This is a genomic window from Arthrobacter humicola (assembly GCF_039531445.1).
GTDB classification, from domain to species: Bacteria; Actinomycetota; Actinomycetes; order Actinomycetales; family Micrococcaceae; genus Arthrobacter; species Arthrobacter humicola.
In genome coordinates this window covers 9,959-30,803 of sequence record NZ_BAAAQB010000040.1, presented here as the reverse complement: position 1 = coordinate 30,803, position 20,845 = coordinate 9,959, and the positions used below count along the sequence as shown (strand labels likewise).

The 20,845-nt window shown below is 68.5% G+C and carries 23 protein-coding genes; 15 read left to right on the top strand and 8 right to left on the bottom strand.

Features of this window, described 5'->3' with window-relative positions; translation table 11 throughout:
- The coding region (locus tag ABD243_RS16620) for an HNH endonuclease (RefSeq protein WP_344367497.1) at positions 1-842 on the top strand (842 nt) is incomplete at its 5' end.
- 539 nt (positions 843-1,381) lie between these two features.
- On the top strand, positions 1,382-1,999 hold the full coding sequence (locus ABD243_RS16615) for a uracil-DNA glycosylase family protein (RefSeq protein ID WP_344367496.1): 618 nt from the start codon (positions 1,382-1,384) through the stop codon (positions 1,997-1,999).
- A 10-nt stretch (positions 2,000-2,009) separates the two neighbouring features.
- Here the strand turns inward: ABD243_RS16615 and ABD243_RS16610 are convergent, their stop codons facing one another.
- Positions 2,010-3,254 carry a type II toxin-antitoxin system HipA family toxin gene (locus tag ABD243_RS16610; protein ID WP_344367495.1) on the bottom strand — a complete coding sequence of 415 codons (1,245 nt, stop codon included), beginning with the start codon at positions 3,252-3,254 and terminating at the stop codon, positions 2,010-2,012.
- Positions 3,251-3,553, bottom strand: coding sequence for a type II toxin-antitoxin system Y4mF family antitoxin (locus tag ABD243_RS16605; protein WP_344367494.1), 303 nt, complete (start codon positions 3,551-3,553; stop codon positions 3,251-3,253). The genes ABD243_RS16610 and ABD243_RS16605 overlap by 4 nt, the downstream gene beginning before the upstream one ends.
- 263 nt (positions 3,554-3,816) lie before the next feature.
- Between ABD243_RS16605 and ABD243_RS16600 the strand changes: the two genes are divergently transcribed.
- The 11 genes from ABD243_RS16600 (at position 3,817) to ABD243_RS16550 (ending at position 15,308) form a co-directional block, all read left to right on the top strand.
- A complete protein-coding gene (locus tag ABD243_RS16600) occupies positions 3,817-4,575 on the top strand; it encodes a glucose 1-dehydrogenase (RefSeq protein WP_344367493.1) in 759 nt (252 codons plus the stop codon).
- A gap of 15 nt (positions 4,576-4,590) precedes the next feature.
- On the top strand, positions 4,591-5,547 hold the full coding sequence (locus ABD243_RS16595) for an L-lactate dehydrogenase (RefSeq protein WP_116766684.1): 957 nt from the start codon (positions 4,591-4,593) through the stop codon (positions 5,545-5,547).
- A gap of 131 nt (positions 5,548-5,678) precedes the next feature.
- Positions 5,679-6,161: a hypothetical protein gene (locus tag ABD243_RS16590; RefSeq protein ID WP_344367492.1), complete on the top strand. Its 483-nt coding sequence runs from the start codon at positions 5,679-5,681 to the stop codon at positions 6,159-6,161.
- Positions 6,162-6,283: 122 nt separating this feature from the next.
- A complete protein-coding gene (locus ABD243_RS16585; protein ID WP_344367491.1) occupies positions 6,284-6,892 on the top strand; it encodes a DUF305 domain-containing protein in 609 nt (202 codons plus the stop codon).
- 135 nt (positions 6,893-7,027) lie between these two features.
- Positions 7,028-7,723, top strand: coding sequence for a FadR/GntR family transcriptional regulator (locus ABD243_RS16580; RefSeq protein WP_344367490.1), 696 nt, complete (start codon positions 7,028-7,030; stop codon positions 7,721-7,723).
- Between the two features lie 76 nt (positions 7,724-7,799).
- Positions 7,800-8,852 (top strand): asparaginase, encoded by a 1,053-nt coding sequence (locus ABD243_RS16575; protein ID WP_344367489.1) that lies wholly within the window; start codon positions 7,800-7,802, stop codon positions 8,850-8,852.
- Positions 8,853-8,860: 8 nt separating this feature from the next.
- Positions 8,861-10,276, top strand: a complete 1,416-nt coding sequence (locus tag ABD243_RS16570; RefSeq protein WP_344367488.1) for an aspartate ammonia-lyase — start codon at positions 8,861-8,863, stop codon at positions 10,274-10,276.
- Positions 10,277-10,303: 27 nt separating this feature from the next.
- Positions 10,304-11,884: an amino acid permease gene (locus ABD243_RS16565; RefSeq protein ID WP_344367487.1), complete on the top strand. Its 1,581-nt coding sequence runs from the start codon at positions 10,304-10,306 to the stop codon at positions 11,882-11,884.
- Positions 11,885-12,086: 202 nt separating this feature from the next.
- The gene (locus ABD243_RS16560; protein WP_344367486.1) at positions 12,087-13,403 is read left to right on the top strand and encodes an ATP-binding protein; all 1,317 of its coding nucleotides are present in this window, start codon (positions 12,087-12,089) and stop codon (positions 13,401-13,403) included.
- A gap of 74 nt (positions 13,404-13,477) precedes the next feature.
- The gene (locus ABD243_RS16555; protein ID WP_344367485.1) at positions 13,478-13,684 is read left to right on the top strand and encodes a hypothetical protein; all 207 of its coding nucleotides are present in this window, start codon (positions 13,478-13,480) and stop codon (positions 13,682-13,684) included.
- A gap of 79 nt (positions 13,685-13,763) precedes the next feature.
- The gene (locus ABD243_RS16550) at positions 13,764-15,308 is read left to right on the top strand and encodes a carboxylesterase/lipase family protein (RefSeq protein WP_344367484.1); all 1,545 of its coding nucleotides are present in this window, start codon (positions 13,764-13,766) and stop codon (positions 15,306-15,308) included.
- On the opposite strand, the gene ABD243_RS16545 is transcribed toward ABD243_RS16550, so the two are convergent.
- Both ABD243_RS16545 and gluQRS read right to left on the bottom strand, forming a co-directional pair.
- The gene (locus ABD243_RS16545; RefSeq protein ID WP_344367483.1) at positions 15,305-15,910 is read right to left on the bottom strand and encodes an HD domain-containing protein; all 606 of its coding nucleotides are present in this window, start codon (positions 15,908-15,910) and stop codon (positions 15,305-15,307) included. The genes ABD243_RS16550 and ABD243_RS16545 overlap by 4 nt on opposite strands.
- A gap of 9 nt (positions 15,911-15,919) precedes the next feature.
- Positions 15,920-16,801, bottom strand: a complete 882-nt coding sequence (gene gluQRS / locus ABD243_RS16540) for a tRNA glutamyl-Q(34) synthetase GluQRS (RefSeq protein ID WP_344367482.1) — start codon at positions 16,799-16,801, stop codon at positions 15,920-15,922.
- A gap of 335 nt (positions 16,802-17,136) precedes the next feature.
- Here gluQRS and ABD243_RS16535 point away from each other — a divergent pair, with 335 nt between their 5' ends.
- Positions 17,137-17,595 (top strand): Lrp/AsnC family transcriptional regulator, encoded by a 459-nt coding sequence (locus ABD243_RS16535; RefSeq protein WP_175460378.1) that lies wholly within the window; start codon positions 17,137-17,139, stop codon positions 17,593-17,595.
- A gap of 24 nt (positions 17,596-17,619) precedes the next feature.
- Here ABD243_RS16535 and ABD243_RS16530 read toward each other — a convergent pair whose 3' ends face one another.
- Positions 17,620-18,075, bottom strand: a complete 456-nt coding sequence (locus ABD243_RS16530; protein WP_344367481.1) for an Lrp/AsnC family transcriptional regulator — start codon at positions 18,073-18,075, stop codon at positions 17,620-17,622.
- Positions 18,076-18,193: 118 nt separating this feature from the next.
- Here ABD243_RS16530 and ABD243_RS16525 point away from each other — a divergent pair, with 118 nt between their 5' ends.
- Positions 18,194-18,850: a LysE family translocator gene (locus tag ABD243_RS16525; protein WP_344367480.1), complete on the top strand. Its 657-nt coding sequence runs from the start codon at positions 18,194-18,196 to the stop codon at positions 18,848-18,850.
- A 22-nt stretch (positions 18,851-18,872) separates the two neighbouring features.
- Here ABD243_RS16525 and ABD243_RS16520 read toward each other — a convergent pair whose 3' ends face one another.
- From ABD243_RS16520 to ABD243_RS16510, 3 genes are all read right to left on the bottom strand, one after another.
- Entirely contained in the window at positions 18,873-19,229 is a 357-nt protein-coding gene (locus tag ABD243_RS16520) for a nuclear transport factor 2 family protein (RefSeq protein WP_116766695.1), read from the bottom strand.
- Between the two features lie 82 nt (positions 19,230-19,311).
- Entirely contained in the window at positions 19,312-20,373 is a 1,062-nt protein-coding gene (locus ABD243_RS16515) for a hypothetical protein (protein ID WP_344367479.1), read from the bottom strand.
- A gap of 32 nt (positions 20,374-20,405) precedes the next feature.
- Positions 20,406-20,845: DUF456 domain-containing protein (locus tag ABD243_RS16510; protein WP_344367478.1), on the bottom strand; the 440-nt coding region annotated here is incomplete at its 5' end.

The window sequence follows — 20,845 nt, the reverse complement described above, 5'->3', positions numbered from 1 at the left end:
GGCGCGACCCGCGCTCCGTCACCGACCGCGCCGCGCACGCCGCCACCGACCGGCACGTCAGCCTCCGCCCGGCCCCGGACACCATGACCTGCCTCACCGCCCTGCTCCCCGTCGCCCAGGGCGTGGCCGTCTACAACGCCCTGACCCGGCACGCCGACTCTTGCCGCTCCGCCGGCGACCCCCGCACCCGCGGCCAGGCCATGGCCGACGCCCTCGTCGAACGCATCACCGGCACCCCCGGCGGGATCGCCGGCATCGAACTCCAACTCATCATGACCGACCGCACCCTCCTCCAGGCCGACTCCGAACCCGCCCGCCTCACCGGCTACGGCACCGTCCCCGCCGGCTGGGCCCGCAAAATCCTGACACCGGACGAGAACCCAGCCCCGGACATCCGGCTCCGCCGCCTCTACACCCGCCCCGGCACCGGGGACCTCATCGGGATGGACTCCCGGGCCCGGATCTTCCCCGCCGGGCTCCGCCGCTTCATCCAAACCCGCGACGACACCTGCCGCACCCCCTACTGCGACGCCCCGATCCGGCACCTGGACCACATCATCCCCTGGCACCACGGCGGAGACACCACCGGCACCAACGGCGCCGGGCTCTGCGAAGCCTGCAACCACACCAAAGAAACCCCCGGCTGGAACGCCCAGCCCCGCCCCGGCCCCAGACACACCATCCAGCTCACCACCCCCACCGGCCACACCTACCAGTCCACGGCCCCGCCGCTCCCGGGAACGCCGTATCCCAAGACAGCGACACCGCTCCGCCGTCGCAAGCTCCGGTACCTCGCCAAGGCGCCCAAACCAGCCGGGCCCCGGGCCGCGGCAGCGGCCTGAAACCCTCCTGGGTTTGCAATCACAAGAGGCTGGGAGATCAAGAACAATCCGAGCCCCCGGGCTCGGGCGCAGACCGTGTTTGGCGGCAATCCAAGAACCGCAAAAATCCTCAAGCGGATCAACACACTCATTAAGGACATCGCGCGCAACGCCAATGAGTGATCGGAAGACCGGAGCCGCTCAAACACGGCTTCTACGGCTATCGGTCCCGGCGCAGCACCGACGAGCGTCGGCTGGTCTGCGGGAAACTGAACCTCAGCCAGGGGAACGGACTGTCCCACTGCCTCGTCCAGCTGCAACACGTGAGGCCTGCAGGTACCTTCGCGATCTCGCTATGAGACGGCTCGGACATTTGCATGACCAGAACGACCCGGCTTAATCAAGTGGTTACCTGCAGGCGCTTTAAGCGTACGCCTGCCTCCCGACCGTGGCGAGAGGAAGAAAGCCTCTGGACCCCGCCACAAAAACACGCTCTTCCGCGAAAGCGTAGAGTGGAGGAAGCCGCCTGATTCTGGACGCCGAGTGCTGAGGGAGAAATCGTGACGATTGACTGGGACGAAAAAAAGGCCCTGCTGCAGGAGCCGAACATCGCCGCGGTGACAAAGCTGTGCGACGAGCTCATGGAAAAGAAGCCTGGATCCGTGGTCCCCTACATCGATCCCGTCCATGACGAGGACGAATGCCGGATTGTCAGCCTGCATATCAGCCCCGGCAAGGGCACGGAGTCGGGCTTTGTCTCGCACTTCAACGACGACGAAACGGCCCGCCGTGCCACCTCCATCTACGAGGCCGCAGAGCTGGACCCCCGCTACGTAATGCCGTGGAACGCCTACCCGTGGGTCCGAGATCCGGACGCCGCATCGGCCCTGAATGTCCAGGAGAAGACGGACGGACTCCGGCCCTTCCGCCAGTTCCTGAAGATCAACAAGCGCGTCTCGGCCGTCATTGCCCACGGCGCCGACGCCCACTCCTTCCTGACGCTCTTCGAGAAGACCTACCATTCCTCGTTGAAGAACCACGGCGTCAAGATCTACAAAGCCACCGCGCTCGGCGGCCGCGCCTTCGCCGTTTCCCCCGCCAAGCAGGAAGAGCTCCTGGCCAAGAACGTTGAGGTCTACAGGGACGCCATGCAGCGGGCCGGCATCCAGCACCTCTAGGGCCAGGACTTCACCCCTCCACCAGCCTGCGCCGGTGTTTGAGCTCCTTGACCCAATCGCGGGTGACGGCCGCCGAAAACGGCGAGGCGCCGTCGTCGTTCGTCATGGAACTGAACGCCGTACCCGCCTGGAGGTCCGCCAGCAGCGGCCCCGCGGCCTTCAGCGCCAGCTCCAGCACCTGAACGGCGGCCCGCTCCGTCAGCCCCAACCCCGCGGCCCAGCCCAAAAAGTGCTTCCGGGATATCCCCGTCCGCTTGCCGTCCAGGGTCAGGGCGAGCGTCTTGTCGCCGTAGACCACGGTGGAGGGGATGTCGTACACCGGCGCGATTGACCATTCGCCGCCCGGCTGCTGCACCATGGAAACATTTTTGGCGTGCAGGTCCCCGTTGCCCGTCAGCCACGCGAACGCCGCCTGGAGGGCCAGATTCCGTAGCGCCGGCAGCGGCGCCGCGCAGTACGCCGCGAGCGCATGGCACACCTGCCCGTACCCCACGTTGTACTTGTCGGCCGGGTACAGCCCCAGCACCTGCGCCCCGTCCTCGACGGCGAGCCGCTGCACGGCATTCGACGGCGCGCCCGCCGCAGCCGTTGAGATGGGCACCCGGTCGAAGCGCTCCACGAGAAGTCCCGGGCGGCCGGCGACGTCGCGGATCAGTCGGACCCGGCTCAGCGGGATCCGCAGCCGCGCCGCATAGCGGAACATGACGTATTCGTTTTCGACGACGTGCGGGAACTCGGGCGCGTTGAGCTTGAGGATGTAGCGCCGGCCGGCGCTGGCCACCGGCATGGAGATCATTCCCGCGGACAGCTTGTCCTGCACGCCGGCGAGGGCCACCGGGTCGATCAGGCCGGAATCGCCCAGCAGGGCATCGAAATCCACGGGGGTTCCGGGTTCAAGCTCGACGGCGTGTTCGTCCGGATCCAGCTTCTCCCCGTGGCCCACAATTTGCACGTCACCCACCGGATTGGCTCCGGCCGCGATGAGCAGCGACAGATCATCGTCGACGCTGGTCTTGACGGACCGGCGCAGGGCATTCAGCCGCCGGCCCTCCGGCAGAAGCCCGGTGAAATACGGCGGAGCCGCGCCCGCCGCTGACAGCACAGGGTCCGCCGTCAGCGGCAGGGAGCTCGCGACGGCAGGTGCCCCGGACGCCAGATACGCCGGCAGGTAACTGAACCTGGTGCCGCCGTCGTGCCGTTCCAGCCGGGCCGCCAGCACACCGGCCTTGTAGACGTCGGCGATGCGGTGCCTCATGGCCGGGCGTCCGCACTCTGATCCGGTTCCCCGCGTGCCCGCAGTTCCCCGTTGGCCTGCTGCCCGGCGAGGGCGCGGGCGGCCGCGCTGGTCCGTGTCTGCACCCGGAGTTCCAGCCCCAGCGTGTCCAGGAGCGCGAGCAGGGAATCCAGTTGCACGGTGCGTTTGCCCTGCTCGACGAAACGGACGAAGCGTTCGGAGACTCCGGCCAGTTCGGCCAGTTCACGCTGCCCCAGCCGGAGCGAGGCGCGCCGCGCGCGGACCTCCGCAGCGAGCTGGTCCGGAAAGGACTTCCCCATGACCGCATCCTCCCCTTTGATCACCATGCGTCCGAACGGCCGCCTTCATAGGTACGAACGTGCCGTTTTTCCCGCAATCCCAGTGTAGGGCGGCCGGGCGAGCCCGTACAGAGCCATTTCGGCACGTTCGTACCGGCGGTGCAGGAGGTGTCGGCGCCCCTAGGGTCCAACGGCCCTGCCCGCGCCGGGGGCCCGACGAGATGCTGGACAAGGGCGGGCGGCGTGCCCGTGCCCGAGCGCGGAGCGGCCCGGAAGGACAAGCCATGGGACGGCTGGACGGCAAAGTGGCATTGATCAGCGGAGGCGCCCGCGGCATCGGCGGGGCCATGGCCACCCGGATGCTGCAGGAAGGGGCAAAGGTGGTGGTCGGCGATGTCCTGGACGACGACGGCGCCGCCCTTGCGGCACAGCTTGGCGACGGCGCCCGGTACGTGCATCTGGACGTGACCAAACCTGCCGACTGGGAGCAGGCCGTGGGCGAGGCCGTCGACGCCTTTGGCGGGCTCAGCATCCTGGTCAACAACGCCGGAATAGTGAACTTTGGCCGGATCGACGACTATCCGCACGAGCAGTGGGCCCGGATCATCGAGGTGAACCTCACCGGCGTCTTCAACGGCATCAAAGCTGCCGTGCCGGCCCTGGCCCGCTCCAGTCCCGCCGCCATCATCAACGTCTCATCGATCGCCGGACTGCGCGGATACGAACAGCTCGCGGGGTACACGGCGTCAAAGTTCGGGGTCCGCGGCCTGACCAAGAGCGCGGCCCTGGATCTCGGCGGCCTGGGCATCCGCGTCAATTCCGTGCACCCGGGGGTCATCCAGACACCCATGACGGAGGGCATGACCTTCGACACCGGCCACGTCCCGCTGCACCGGGTCGGCCAGCCGACGGAAGTTGCGGACCTCGCCGTCTACCTCGCCGCGGACGAATCCTCCTTCGTCACCGGGGCCGAATTCGTGATCGACGGCGGCGAAACCGCGGGGTCGGTCGCGGCAAACCCGGCCGACGCGCCGGAGAACTAGCCCGAAAGGGGCACCATGTCCGGGAAGAGTGGTTCAAAACTGGCGGTGGTCGGTGCCGGAAGCGTCGGTACCTCCCTCGCTTATGCGGCGCTGATCCGGGGCTCGGCCAGCCACGTCGCCCTGTACGACGTCAACGCCATCAAGGCCGAGGCCGAGGTGCTGGACCTGGCCCACGGGACGCAGTTTGCCGCCGCGGCGGCCACCGTCACGGGCGGCGGTGACATCTCCGCCACGGAGGGCGCCGACGTCGTGGTCGTGACGGCGGGCGCCAAACAGGCCCCGGGCCAGACGCGCCTTGACCTGGCCGGCACGAATGTCCGGATCCTCGAGGACCTCATGCCCCGGCTGCTGGAGCATGCCCCGGACGCCGTCTATGTGCTCGTCACGAACCCCTGCGACGTCCTGACAGTCGCCGCGCAGAAGATCTCCGGCCTGCCGACGTCGCGCATCTTCTCCTCCGGCACGGTGCTGGATACCTCCCGGCTCCGCTGGCTGCTGGCCGAACGCGCAGGAGTCTCGCTCACCAGCGTCCACGCCAGCATGGTGGGCGAGCACGGTGACACGGAGTTCCCCATCTGGTCCGGCGCCACGATCGGCCCGGTCCCCATCCGCAACTGGACCGTCAACGGCGAACGGATCTTCTCCTCCGAACTCCTGGCCGAGACCGCGCGCGAGGTGACACAGGCCGCGTACAAGGTGATCGCCGGCAAGGGCGCCACCAACTACGCCATCGGGCTGTCCGGTGCACGCATCGTCGAGGCCCTGCTGCGCGCCGAAAACGCGGTCCTTCCAGTTTCCACACTGCTGGACGGGCAGTACGGAATCTCCGGTGTGGCGCTCTCACTGCCCAGTATCGTGGGGCACGGCGGCGTCCTGAAGGTGCTGGACACCCCCATGGACGACGGCGAACTCGCATCCCTCCACCACTCGGCAGAAACGCTGCAGCAGAGCCTGGCGACGCTCGGGATCTGAAGTAGCAGCCTACTGACGGGAACATCGTTCCGCAGCCGGGCGTTGAATCCGGGTACCCTGAAAGTGCCTCCGGGTCACGAGAACGCCGTGAAACGGGATGGCAGCCCAACGACCCAGCTAGGAGGATCTCCATGGCCACTGCCCGCGCAGCCGGTGCCGTGCCGGTCCTCCGCCGCGCAGCACTGCTGGCCGGCATCCTCGCAGTCATTGCCGGCTTCCTTGGCATGCACATCCTTGCCGGCCTCCACGGAACGCACGGCCAAACCGCCCACCCGGCAAGCGCTTCTAGCGTCATGCCCGCCGCCCGGACTCACTCTGGACACTCACCCGCCGCGACAGCTCCTGCGGCCCCTCCGGTGTTCGCTACAACGGTGACAGTCGGCGGCACGCCGATGCCGGCGTCGTGCACCAGTCAAGGTAGCTGCGCCGAGAAGCCGGCCGCCCATGTGGACTGCACCCCCTCCGTGTCCGGCGTCTCGCTGAGCGTGCCGCCACCGGGCACCGCAGTGAAGCGAACCCAGCCCTGGGCGACAGGTGTTGCGGCCCAGTGGGCGCTCTCGGCCCGCATCCCCGGCTCACCCACGCCCAACGATCTGTCCATTAGCCGAACGTAAACCCGGGCCCGCGCCGTTGATTTTCCGGCGCCTCTGCATGCCATCGGGGCGCGCCGCCCTCCTGCGCCGCAGCCCGCCCGACGCCGGCGTTCCCTGCCGGATTTTCAAAGGACAGATCTGACATGAAGAAGACCCTCACGATTTCCGCGACCGCCCTCGCCGCCGTCATCGCCCTGGCCGGTTGCTCCACCGGCTCCGGCTCGAGTTCCGGCAGCACGATGTCCGGAATGGGCAGCGGCAGCATGGCTGCGAGCTCCGCGCCGGGCGCTGCCGGCGCCACCCACAACGGCACCGACACGCTCTTTGCTCAGGGCATGATCCCCCACCATGCACAGGCCGTCGAAATGAGCGAGAAGATGCTGCAGAAGCAGGGCATGGACGCGCGAATCACGGCGCTGGCCGCGAAAATCAAGGCCGCCCAAGGCCCGGAGATCGAGAGAATGACGGGATGGCTCAAGGCCTGGAACGAATCCACGCAGACGGCCGGCGGCCACGCCATGTCCGGCATGATGGGCGAGGATGACCTCAAGGAACTCGACGCCGCCCAGGGTACCGAGGCCGCGAAACTCTTCCTGACCCAGATGATCGCTCACCACGAGGGCGCCGTGGAGATGGCGAACGCGGAGGTCCGCAGCGGCAAGAGCGCCGAGGCCGTCCAGCTGGGCAAGGACATCGCGGCCGCCCAGACCGCAGAAATCGCCGACATGAAGGCACTGCTCGCCGCCCTGTAGGCGCCGCCGGCACCAGAGCACCAACCGTGACGGCGGCCCCGGCCCCTGGCATCCGGCCCTCGGGCTGGCGGTCATCCGGCCCCCGGGCCGTCGTCACAGTTGACACCAGGTGTGACCCCTGCCATATTTTAAAGCGTGAACCTGTCAGACAGCCGGACAGCAGGACAGCCGCTCGCCCGCCTCAGCGCGGCCGAAGCGGTATTCAACGTCCTCCGCTCCGACATCGAATCCGGCAAGCTCGGCGTCGGCGCCAAGCTGAGCTCCGAGGCAACGCTCGCCCAGGAGTACGGGGTGAGCCGCTCGGTGGTGCGCGAGGCCCTGCGCTCCTGCACCGCCTTGGGCCTGACCGTCACCAGGACCGGACGTGGCACGTTCGTCGTCGCCAACCACGTGGCAAAGGACCTGGTGCTGGGCCAGTACTCGGCACGCGACCTCACGGAGGCGCGTCCCCACATCGAGGTTCCTGCCGCCGGACTGGCCGCGGAACGCCGATCGCCCGAGGAACTGGACACTATGCGGGACATCGTCGCTGCGATGACCGCCGAGGACGACCCCGAAGTATGGGTGGGCCTGGACTCCAGCTTCCACGCGTTGATCGCACGGGCCAGCAGCAACAAGGTGTTCGAAAACGTCGTCGCGGACATCCGCGAGGCCCTCGCCTACCAGTCCGAGACACTGAACATGGTGGCGGACCGCAAGCACGCTTCCGACGACGAACACCGGCGCATCCTGGCCGCCATCGAAGCCGGCGACGCGGCGACGGCGCGCATCGCCATGAGCCAACACCTCCACGCCGTTGGCGTCGCCCTCGACTCGATCCTCAACTCCTAACAGAAGGTACGGCAGGCGCCGGCCACCCCCGCCGGCACCCGACCAGACACCAACAACTCCACCGCCAAAGGACGCAATGATTTCTCCTGCCCTCGCGCACTTACCGACCCCGCTGGCCCCGGAACGGCTCCCGCAGCACGCCCCGCTTGCGGTCCAGACCCGCGACGGCCTGGTCGAGAGCGTCCACTACGGCTCCGCGATCGCCGCGGCGGCGGACGGCCGGACCCTCCTGGCCGCCGGCGAGCCCCTCGCCCCGTTCTACCCGCGCTCGGCCCTGAAGCCGCTGCAGGCTGTGGCCATGGTCCGCGCCGGGCTGGACCTCCCGGACGAACTCCTGGCCCTCGCGGCCGCCAGCCATTCCGGAGCCGCCGCCCACCGCGACGGTGCGCGGCGCATCCTGGACCTGCACGGCCTGACCCCGGAGGACCTCGAGAACAGCACAGACCTCCCCTACGGCGCCCGCGAGCGCGAGGAATGGCTCGCCGGCGGCGGAAAGGCCACCCAGCTGGCCCAGAACTGCTCCGGAAAGCACGCAGCGATGGCCGCCACCTGCGTCATCAACGGCTGGCCGGTCCGCGGCTATTTGTCCCCGGAGCACCCGCTGCAGCAGCTCGCGGCCCGGACCGTGGCGGAGCTGACCGGCGAGGAACCGGAGCGCACCTCCACTGACGGCTGCGGCACCCCGCTCTTCGCGCTCACCCTGCGCGGCATGGCCCGCGCGTTCGGGCGGCTGGCCGCGGCAGGCGGCCCCGGCGCATCCGGAGACAGCGCGGAAGCCGCCGTCGCACGCGCCATGCGCCGCCACCCCGAGATGGTTGCGGGCGAGGACCGGGACGTCACCGCGCTGATGCGCCTCGTCCCCGGCCTGCTGGCCAAGGACGGCTTCGAGGGTGTCCAGCTGGTGGGCCTCCCGGACGGCCGCGCCATCGCCGTGAAGATCTCCGACGGCGGGGACCGCGCCCGGATGCCCGTCACCGTGCGGATCCTGGCGGCGCTCGACGTCGACACCTCGTCCCTGGGGCACCTCGCCGCGACCCCTGTGCTGGGCGGCGGGCGGCCCGTCGGACTCCTGCAGGCCGCCGATTTCCTCGCCGCTCCCGAAACCTACCACGCCGCCGACGCCCAGTAAGGACCGCCATGACCTCGATCGACGAACGCCCGGATTTCCGCTCCGAACACGACCTCCTCGGCGACCGGGATGTTCCCGCCGACGCCTACTGGGGTGTCCATACCCTCCGGGCCGTGGAGAACTTCCCCATCACCGGCCAGCCGTTGTCCTCCAACATGTACCTGGTCCGCGGGCTGGCCGCCGTGAAACTGGCTGCCGCCCGCACCAACCACGAGCTCGGGCTGCTCGACGCCGAGTGCGCCCGGGCCATTGAGGATGCCTGCGCCGACGTCATGAACGGCAAGCTCAGCGAGCAGTTCGTCGTGGACGTCATCCAGGGCGGTGCCGGGACGTCGTCGAACATGAACGCCAACGAGGTAATCGCCAACCGGGCCCTGGAAATCCTCGGCCACCCCAAGGGTGACTACGCACGGCTGCACCCCAACGACCACGTCAACCTCAGCCAGTCCACCAACGATGTCTATCCCACAGCGGTCAAGCTCGGCACGATCTTCGCCGCCCGGGAACTGCTGGAAGCGCTCACCGAGCTCGAGGACGCCTTCGCCGCCAAGGCCCTTGAATTCCGCACGGTGGTGAAGATGGGCCGCACCCAGTTGCAGGATGCCGTCCCCATGACACTCGGCCAGGAATTCGGCACCTACGCCGTCACGATCGGGGAGGACCGGCTCCGGCTGGCCGACGCCGACCTGTTGATCCACGAAATCAATCTCGGTGCCACGGCGATCGGCACCGGCCTGAACGCCCCTGCCGGGTACGCCGCGGCCGCCTGCCGGCACCTGGCCGACATCACAGGCCTTCCGCTCGTCACGGCCGTAGACCTGATCGAGGCCACGCAGGACGTCGGCGCCTTTGTGCACCTCTCCGGCGTGCTGAAGCGGGTCGCCGTGAAACTGTCCAAGATCTGCAATGACCTCCGGCTGCTCTCCTCCGGCCCGCGCGCCGGGCTTGGCGAAATCAACCTGCCCGCCGTGCAGTCCGGCTCCTCGATCATGCCCGGCAAGATCAACCCGGTCATCCCGGAAGTGGTCAGCCAGGTGGCCTACGAGGTCATCGGCAACGACGTCACCATCACCATGGCCGCCGAGGCCGGCCAGCTCCAGCTCAACGCCTTCGAACCGATCATTGTCCACAGCCTCCACAAGAGCATCTCCCACCTGGAAGCCGCCTGCCGCACCCTCACGGCCCGCTGCGTCCGGGGCATTACCGCCAACACCGAGCGGCTCCGCCTCACGGTGGAACAGTCAATCGGCCTCGTCACCGCCCTCAACCCGCACCTGGGCTATGCCACAGCCACGGCCATCGCGCAGGAGGCCCTCGCCACCGGCAAGGGCGTCGCGGAGCTCGTCCTCGAACACGGTCTCCTGACCGCGGAGCAGCTTACCGAGCTGCTCAGCCCGCAGCGCCTGGCCAACCTGAGCAAGTAGCGTACTTCCGAACCCCGAAGGACCCCCATGACTCATCCCGACACTGCCCGCGCCCAAAAACAGCAGGACCAACAGCCCGCCCATCAGCGGCCGGCCGTCACCGACCACACCATTCCGGCGCATGCCCACGCCACCGAGGCCGCGCTCCACGCCGAGGACCAGGGCTACCACAAGAGCCTGAAACCCCGACAGGTCCAGATGATCGCGATCGGCGGCGCCATCGGCACCGGCCTCTTCATGGGCGCCGGAGGCCGTCTCGCCACCGCCGGACCGGCCCTGATCATCAGCTACGCCGTCTGCGGCTTCTTCGCCTTCATGATCCTGCGCGCCCTCGGCGAACTCGTGATGCACCGGCCGTCGTCGGGCTCGTTCGTGTCCTACGCACGCGAATTCTTCGGCGAAAAGGCCGCATTCGTCACCGGCTGGCTGTACTGGCTGAACTGGGCCATGACCGCGATCGTGGACATCACCGCCGTCGCGCTCTACATGAACTTCTTCAAGAAGTACTGGGCCCCCATCGCGGACGTGCCGCAGTGGGCCTGGGCCCTGGCCGCCCTGGTCCTGGTCCTGGGCCTGAACCTCATCAGCGTCAAGGTGTTCGGGGAGATGGAATTCTGGTTCGCGCTGATCAAGGTGGTGGCGCTGGTGTCCTTCCTGCTCGTGGGCATCTACTTCGTCATCTTCGGCACGCCCGTCGGCGGCCACGAGGTCGGTTTCAGCCTGATCGCGGACAATGGCGGCCTGTTCCCCAACGGCCTGTTGCCGGCAGTCGTGGTGATGCAGGGCGTCGTGTTCGCCTACGCCTCGATCGAGCTGATCGGCACCGCCGCCGGCGAGACGGAAAACCCGGAGAAGATCATGCCGCGGGCCATCAACACGGTGATCGTGCGCATCGCGGTGTTCTACGTCGGCTCGCTCGTCCTGCTCTCGCTGCTGCTGCCCTACAGCTCCTACAAGGCCGGTGAAAGCCCGTTCGTGACATTCTTCGGTTCCATCGGCGTGGACGGCGTGGACGCCATCATGAACCTCGTGGTCCTTACCGCGGCGCTGTCCTCGCTCAACGCCGGGCTCTACTCCACCGGCCGGATCATGCGCTCCATGTCCGTGTCGGGTTCCGCGCCGAAGTTCGCCGCCCGGATGAACAAGTCCGGTGTCCCCTACGGCGGCATCGCCCTGACCGCCGGTGTGGCCGTCCTGGGCGTCGTCCTGAACGCCGTGGTCCCCGCCGAGGCCTTCGAGATCGTCCTGAACGTCGCGTCGCTGGGCATCATCAGCACGTGGGCCATGATCGTGTTGTGCCAGATGCAGCTGGCCCGGCTCGCGGCCCGCGGGGAACTGCTCCGGCCTTCCTTCCGGATGCCCGGCGCCCCCGTCACAGGCTGGATCACCCTGGCCTTCCTCCTGGCGGTGCTGGTCCTCATGGCGTTCGACTCTCCGGTGGGAACGTGGACCATCGCGTCCCTCGCCGTCATCATCCCGCTCCTGATGCTCGGCTGGCGCCTCTGCCGGCACCGCATCATGGAAATCGCCGCCGTCCGCGACGGCTTCACCGGCCCGTACCCGCTCGTGGCCAACCGGCCTGGCCCGGGGGCGCCGGGCGGCAACTAGCACCTCGCCCGCCTGCCCAACTGGCTCGCAGTTGTGGCCGTTTTGAGCGCTCAAAACGACCACAACTGCGAGCTAGTTGGGCGGGGTGTCGGCGTAATGCAACGCCCCCGCAACCTCTGATCGAGGCGGTTCGCATATGCTCAGCAGACCAGCTCACACTGGCGCCCACCGGCTCAGCGACGAACCATCCGGGAGACACTTCATGACCAACTGGCGGATCAGGGACTTCCACTCGGCAGATCTTGACGGCATCCTGCACCTTTGGGAATCCCTCAAGGAATCGAATGTGGAGCCCGTCTACGCGCTCTCCGAGGTCCTGGCCTCGTGCGAAAAGGACCATGCCGTCGTGGCGGTGCAGGGCGAGCAGGTGGTGGGCGCCGCCGTCGGACGTGCCGCCCATGACCAGGGCTGGATCGTTTTCCTGGCGACGCTGCCCGAGTTCCGGGGCCGCGGGATCGGGACCTCGCTGCTGGCCTCCGTCGAGAACCGGATGGCCCCGCACGGGCTGAACAAGCTCTCCGCGCTGATGCCGGAATCTGAAACCCGGGTGGAGGCGTTCCTGGGCCGCGGCTTCGTGCTGAAGAAGAACCTGCGCTACTTTGAGCGGAAGATCCCGGTCCAGCGCCAGGAGCTGGAACCCCTCAGCCAGCTTGGCGGCCGCATCCTGGCCCGCGACCTGTGGGAGAACGTGGCCGGCATGCGCCGCGAAAAGGAACTGCTGGAACGCCGGCTGGTCCTGCCCCTCGCCGAGGCCGACCTCGCCGACGAATACGGCGTGGTTCCCCCGCGCGCCGTCGTCCTCTTTGGTCCGCCCGGCACCGGCAAGACGACGTTCGCCAAGGCGATCGCGTCCCGGCTCGAGTGGCCCTTCGTGGAGGTCTTCCCCTCCCGGCTGGCCGCCGATCCGCAGGGCCTGGCCGGGGCGCTGCGCGAAACATTCCTGGAGATCGCCGAACTCGAGCACGCCGTGGTCTTCATCGACGAGGTCGAGGAAATCGCCTCGCAGCGCTCGGGCGAGCCGCCCTCTCCCCTGCAGGGCGTGACCAACGAACTCCTCAAGATCATCCCCGCCTTCCGCGAACAGCCCGGCCGCATCCTGGTCTGCGCCACCAACTTCATCCGCGCCCTGGATTCGGCATTCCTGCGGCACGGCCGGTTCGATTACGTCATCCCGATCGGCCTGCCGGACCGGCAGGCCCGCGAGGCGATGTGGCAGCGCTTCATCCCCGCCGCCGTGGTGGACGACGTCGACGTCGAGCTCCTCGTGGACCGCACCGAGGGCTTCTCCCCCGCGGACATTGAGTACGCGGCCCGCAGCGCCTCCCAGCGGGCGCTGGAAAAAGCGGTGTACGACGACGGCGGCGCGGCGTCCGGGGGCGATCCCGCCTCCCGTGCGGCTGTCCGCAAGGGCCCCTCCACCCAGGACTATCTCGATGCCATCCGGGACACCCGGACGACGGTCAGCGACGAGGTGCACCAGGACTTCCTCGAGGACATCGACGCCTTGGGCCGGGTGTAGCCAAAGCAACGGGGGCTGGCCGACCTCGTCATCGTCGTCACCTTCCTGAAGTTCGGCAGGGCGGAACTGCCCGCATGGGTGACGCGCGCGCCGGACTCCGCGGACAGTCCCTGCTGATCGGCACCGCCAAGTGGATCGGCACGCTGGCCCCCACGGTGGCGTTCGGCTGGCTGGGGAATTCGCCGCTGATTCTGGGCCTCGGCGGACTCTGCAGCGTCTTCGATCTGGCGTACATCGCGCTGCTTTGGCGGGCCCGACGCCCTTTGATGCCGGCAGTTTGATGCCCGCAGGGACACAGCTGTCCGGCCGGTGACCTTCGGCCCCTTCCGGTGCGCCCCGGGACCTGCCAGAGTGGCGGTTATGGCCATGGACGCTGTCGTCACCACCCACAACGGCTCGCTGCGGGGCGCGGAGACCGACGGCGTCGCGTCCTTCTTGGGCGTCCCCTACGCGGCGCCGCCGTCCGGGGCGAACCGGCTCCGGCCGCCGCAACCGGTTGAGCCGTGGACCGGCGTGCGGGATGCCACGCACTTCGGGGCGTCGCCTCCCCAGGTTGCTCCGCCCTTGGGTGCGGGTACCGACTGGGACACCGGGCTGACCGGGGAGGACTGCCTGAACCTCAACATCTGGACCCCCGCTAAGAGGGCGGCCGCTGGGACGTCAAGCGCAGGGGCGGCCGGACTCCCGGTGATGGTTTGGATCCAGGGCGGCGCCTTCGAGGTCGGCTCGACGGCGGCGTACGACGGCCGGAACTTCGCCCGGGACGGCGTCGTGTGCGTCGTGATCAACTGGCGGGTGGGCGCCGACGGCTTTCTCTGCCTCGGCGACGGGCACACCAACGTAGGTCTGCTTGATCAGGTCGCGGCCCTGGAGTGGGTCCGGGACAACATCGCTGACTTCGGCGGCGACCCGGGAAACGTCACCGTCTTTGGTGAGTCCGCCGGCGCGATGAGCATCGGCATCCTGCTGTCCATGCCCCGGGCCGATGGTTTGTTCCGGCGGGCCATCCTGCAGAGCGGGGCGGCCCACCACGTGATCCCCGAACCGGCCGCGGAACGGATCGGCCGGTCCCTTGCCGTGAAGCTGGGCGTTTCGCAGACACGCGAGGCCATGGCGGCGGTTCCGGTCGAGCGGTTCCTCGCGGCGCAGGCGGAGCTGAAGGTCGAGCTGCTGGTGCATCCGGATCCGGAGCGCTGGGGCCACGACGTCGTGGCGAGCCTGATGCCCTGGCAGCCGGTGATCGACGGCGAGGTCATTCCGCGCCGTCCGATCGACCGGATCGCCGCCGGGGCCAGCGCGCACGTCGACGTGATCGTCGGCACCAACACCGAGGACTGGAAACTGTTCCTGGCCATCACCGGCGTGCTCGGCAGGGTTACGGAAGAGAGCCTGAGCGGCACGGACAGCATTGAGGGCTTCCCGCCGCCTGCCGCCTACGGCCTCCCGGTCCAGGCTGGGCTCGAATCGTACCGGGCCCACTACCCCGATGCCGGCCCCGGCGACCTTCTTGCCGCCGTGCAGACTGACTGGTGGGTGCGGATCCCGGCCATCCGCCTGGCCGAGGCCCACGCCGAGGCGGCGCAGGGTACCGGCGCGGGCACCTACATGTACGAGTTCGCGTGGGCAGCACCGGGCCTCGGTGCGGTCCACGCGTTGGAAGTGCCGTTCGTCTTTGACAACCTGGACACGACGGCCCGGCTGTTCGGGCCGCTTCTGGGCGACAACCCGCCGCAGGCATTGGCCGATTCCCTGCACGCCGCTTGGGTGTCCTTCGCCGCCACCGGGGACCCCGGCTGGCCGGGGTATGAACCCGCCCGCAGGGCCACCATGCGCTTCGACGTCGCCCCGGGTGTGGTGAACGACCCCCGGTCCTGGGAACGCTCGCTGTGGGAGGGAATCCGCTAGACGACGGCGTCCGGGTTGTCGTAGGCCAGGTTCTCGTAGTCGGTGTCGTCCGCCTCGTCGAGCATGTCGTCCAGTTCCTGGAGCAGCCACGGGTTGATCCGGGCCAGGATCTTGCGGGTCTCCTCCACGGGGACCGCGGCGTAGAGCACCGGGCGGGCCTCGTCGTAGCGGGTGACCGGCGGCTTGTCCGGCCACTTCTCCGCTAGCGCCTTGACGCGTTCGGGCAGCGAATTGTGCGCGTTGTCGGCAATCTTGACCAGGGTGGCGTCGTGGTCTTCGGCGATGTAGCGGATGCCCGCCTGGTAGTCGTCGGGGTTCTCGTGCAAGCGCTTCGTGACGCGTTCAATGATGTCGGCGGCCCGCTCGGAAACCCCCATGTCCAAGAGGGCCTGCCGGGTCATCGGAGTGTCCTCGGCAATGTCGTGGAGGTATCCGGCGATCTGGATGTCGTCGTCGAAGTCCACCAGCGCATCCCCGACGGCGAGCACGTGCTCGCGGTACGGCCGCTTGAGCTTGTCCTTCTGGCGGTTGTGGGCCACCTCGGCCAGGACTTTGGCTGTCTCAACGGTGAAGCGGGGCTGGGAGTGTGCGGGCTCGGTCATGGATCCAGCCTACGCGCCGGGCCACACCCAGGGCTCCCGTGGCAGCGCGGCCGGGTCGAATACGGCCAGGGCATCGGCAAGGGGGCCGGAGGGAAGCCCGAGCGACGCCAGCAGAGTGTCCCGGACCTCGTCGGCGCCCACGCCGGCCCGTGCCAGGTCCGCGAGCGTAACGGCGCCGTCGCGCTTGGCCAGCCGGGCGCCGTCGGAGTTCAGCACCAGCGGAACATGCGCATATTCCGGAACGGGCATATTTAGCAGGGACGCCAGGTAGGCCTGGCGCGGCGTGGAGGGAAGTAGGTCGACCCCGCGGACCACCTGATCGATGCCCTGCACGGCATCATCCACCACCACGGCGAGGTTGTAGGCGGTCACGCCGTCGTTGCGCCGGAGCACGAAGTCGTCGACCACCCCCGTGTAGTCGCCGTGGAGCACGTCCCGCACCGTCGTCTCGGCCACGGCGGCACGGAGCCGGACCGCCGCCGGCCGGGCCGCCCGCCTGGCGTCGCGCTCCGCGTCGTTCAGGTTCCGGCAGGTCCCCGGGTAGGCGCCCAGCGGGGCGTGCGGCGCGGACGGGGCCTCCTGGATTTCGCGGCGCGTGCAGAAGCACTCGTAGGTCAGCCCGGCTGCCGTCAGCTGCGCGATCGCCTCGGCATACAGGTGCTCACGGTCCGTCTGGCGCACGATGCCGCCGTCCCAGGTCACGCCGATCGCCGCAAGATCGCGGAGCTGCTCCGCCTCGGCACCGGCCCGGGCCCGGTCCAGGTCCTCCACCCGCATCAGGAAGCGCCGCCCCGTGGACCGGGCAAAGAGCCACGCCAGGATGGCCGTCCGGAGGTTGCCGACGTGAAGTTCTCCGGAGGGACTGGGGGCGAAGCGGCCGGCAGAGGTCATGGGTCCAGCCTATGCCGGGCAGAACAAGAGCCCCTCAGCTACCGATGACTTCGGGACGTCCGACGTCGGTAGCTCAGGGGCTCTTGCCGTGTTGTGGTGCTGTGCGGAATGACGATGCGTGAACAAGAGTCAGTCAGCGGCAGGTTCCTTGCGGGATCCTCATCCAGGGTCCGGGTGGTGTGCCGGGGTTCCTGTAGCCTTCGGGACCGTGGCGGTGGCCGCGTCCCTTTGTTGTCACCATTTGAGCAGAAGACCTACAGTTGGTGCAACGGACCGGGCTCGGAGTAGTCAGTCTGATCAACTACAGCCGGAAGAGTGAACAGGAAGTGGTCATTTTGCAGGAGCTCGACGCGACCGACCGGCGGATCCTCGCCGCGCTGGACGACGATCCCCGCGTGCCGGTCATGCTGCTGGCGCAAAAGCTGGGCCTGGCCCGGGGCACTGTGCAGTCCCGCCTGGAGCGGATGTCGGCGTCGGGCGCGCTCCGGCCGAACAGCAGCCGGGTCCTGCCGTCCGCCTTGGGTCGCGGCGTGGCGGCTGCGGTGAGCGCGGAACTGGACCAGAGCCACCTCAACGAGGCGATCGCAGCCCTGCGCAACATCCCCGAGGTGCTCGAATGCCATGCCCCGGCCGGGGACACCGACCTCCTGATCCGGGTGGTGGCCAAGAGCCCGGACGACCTCTACCGCGTGTCCGAGGAAATCCGGCTGTGTCCCGGCATCGTCCGGACCTCGACGAGCATGTTCCTTCGCGAGGTCATCCCCTACCGGACGACGGGACTCCTGGGCGCCTGAGCCCGGCAGCCCCGAAGTCGCCGTTCAGACCGGCGGCCCGGCGTTCGACTTCAGGTTCTTCATGACCAGCGTGGACGTCAGGCGTTCGACGCCGGGAAGGGAGGTCAGCTCGCTGTCGTAGAAGCGCTGGTAGGACGGAAGATCCTCTGCGATGACCTTGAGCAGATAGTCCGGCGAGCCGAAGAGCCGCTGGGCTTCGACGATGTTGGGGTTGTCCGCTACCCGGTTCTCGAAGATCTCCATCGTCGATCGGTCCACCTGGCGCAACGTCACGAAAACGATCGCCTCGAAGCCGAGCCCGACGGCGGCCGGATCGATGTCCGCCCGGTAGCCCCGGATGATCCCCGCGGCCTCCAGGTCCCGCAGCCGGCGGTGACACGGGGCCACGGTCAGCCCGACCTTCGAGGCCAGCGCCGTGGCAGTCATTCGTCCGTCCGTTTGGAGGTGACGCAAAATACTTCTGTCAATATTGTCAATCACGCAAGAATCTTACCGTGATGGGGCGATTCGTCGGTAGATAGGCGAACACTTCCGGGCCGGATTTGCCTAGAGTTTTCCTTGTACCTGCTACGAGGTACTGCATCCCCTGGAGTCTGCCGTGAACCCCCAGCTTTTCCTCGCCTTCCTGGTTGTCGCCGTCGCCCTGGCCTGCACCCCCGGTGTCGACTGGGCGTACTCGATTGCCGCGGGGCTGAGGCAGCGCAGCTTCGCTCCCGCCGTCGCCGGACTGTGCGGCGGCTACGCCCTGCACACCGTGCTCCTGGTGCTGGGACTGGCGGCACTGCTGGCCGGAATGCCCGGCGTGCTCGGCTGGCTGACGGCGGCGGGCGCCCTCTACCTGCTGTGGCTGGGCTACAGCACCCTGCGGTCCTGGCGCGGCGCCACCTTCAGCACGGGCGCTCGCCCGGCGGCGCCCCCTGCGAGCCAGTTCCGGATCTTCCTCCAGGGCATCGGCATCAGCGGGATCAACCCCAAGGGCCTGCTGTTCTTTGTTGCTTTGGTGCCGCAATTCGTCAGCCCGGACGCCTCGCTGCCGGTTCCCGTCCAGTCGGGGCTGCTCGGCCTCACGTTCGTGCTGCTCGTGGGCGTCATCTACAGCTGCGTGGCCCTTCTGGCCCGGAAACTGCTGCACGCTCGGCCGGGCGCCGCCCGTCAGGTGACGCTGGCCAGCGGGATCATCATGCTGATCCTGGGCGCCATGCTGCTCGCTGAACAAATCGTGCCCGCCGTCAGCGCGGCGATGACCCGCGCCTGAGCCGGCGAATCCATGGCAGAGGCTATTTGCGCTGCATGTACCACTCGGTGAAGGACGACGCGCGGCCGTCCGCGGTGAGCTGGATGATCCACAGGTTGTCATAACTTCGGCTGTTGCCGCGGTAGGTGGTCAGGCCCTGTACGAATGCCCGGCCGCCGTCGACCCCAAGCAGCTTCCACTCGAACGTCCAGTCATCCGGCTCGTCGCGCCCGGCGAGCCAGTGCTCCACGATATCTTCGCGGCCCCGCCACGGTTCTGGCTCCTGGGGGCTTGTGGCATAGATGGCGTCCTCGGTGAACAGCGCCCGGATGTCCTCCGGGTCGTTCGTTGTCCACGCCGTGATGTAGTGCTGCATCCAGCGCGCCACGGCATCTCTCATGCCTCGTTTGTACTACCCGCCACGGAGGCCCGCAAGGGTAGTGGCTACGTGGATTTGGCCACCAGGTGGGCACGGTGACCTGTCAGCCGTCGCTAGCGCTGCCGTATTCGCGGTCCCAGAGTTCGTGCAGTTCCGCGTCCTTGCGGACGACCTCCACATGTTCCACCTCTGTCGATTTCCGGCGTTGCCATTCGCGGCCGCCGAACGTCTTGCGGCCCGCCTCGAGGATAAGCAAGGCCTGGTCCGTCAGCGCGTCGCTGCGCAGGGCCAGGTGCGTCTTCCGGCGCCGCAGGACCTCCTGAAGGGCGGAACGGGACGCGCCGTAGGCTCCGAGCCTGCGAAGGCACCGGGCACGGACCAGCAACAGGGCGGCGGCCAGATCGTCCGCGTTCAGCAGCCCCTCGGTGTCTGCCACCACGTCGACGTCGTGTCCCAGCTCTGCCGCAAGGGAACACCGGGCCAGAGCCAGAGGCAACGACGGCGGCAGACCGGCCAGCGCCGCCAGGGCCTCCTCCGTCTGGCCGGTCTCGCGCAGGGAATGCGACAGGGCCAGAACCACGGCCTCCTCGCTGAAGAGCACGGGAACTTCGATCCGCTCGGCCACCTCTACCCTGGTGACCACACCCGCCAGGTACACGGCGGCGTAGCGGTTGGCGTCGGCGTCGTTCCGGAGGCTCAGTCCATGCCTTAAGAGCTCGGAGGCGCGAAGATGCCCGCCGTGTGAGTACGCCAGCAGCCCGGCCATGAGATAGCAAAGTCCGGACCAACCGGGATAGGTGCGGGCCAGGGCAATCAGCCCGTCCGGCTCGGTGCTGCCGAAGACGGCGGCGTGTACTGCTTTCGTCGTCTTGCCCGGCATCCGGCCGGACATTCTGCCCAGGCGGGGCACCCCGCCCTCGGCGGCCAGCGTCCCCGGGACCCGGCCCGCCATGAGTCCGGTCACCACACCGCCCACGTTGCCGGCCAGGCCGCGGACGGGCGTCCGGACCACGGCTTTGCGGAAGGGGGTCAGATCGCGGGTTTCGGTATACGGCCTGCCCTGCCCCCGGGACCCGCCGGCGGGGATGGGACCCGTGCGGATCGGGCCCGTGGGGCTGGGAACACTGGGCTTCAGGTGGGCGGATTCGCCAGATGTGGCGCTCATTCCCTCATGGTAGTAGGACCGGCCGGCCCCTGCTAGGCGGCCGCGGCCACCCAGAGGCCGATCACCCAGGTGCTCGCGGAAAGGCACGCGAGGCCGAACTCGACGATCATGCCAAGGCCAGTGGCCTTCAGCGCCGCCCAGCTCGAGGCCACTGCGGTGCTGAACACCCGCGTACGCTGCAGCTCGCTGAGCAGAAGCCCGGCGGCGAAGCCCACGAACAGCCCGACGACGGGAATGATGAACATGCCGGCGACGCCCAGCACCAGCCCCACCACCACGGAACGGCTCGGGATGCTGTGCTGCTTGAGTTTCCGGCCGGTCAGCACCGTGCTGGCGGCCATGCCGGCCAGGACGAAGGCCAGGCCGATCCCGAAAACCACCCAGCCCGTGGTTCCGGCGCCGCCCCACAACGCCCAGGCGAACAGGCTCAGCCCGATCAGGATGCTGCCGGGCAGCACGGGGATGATGGTTC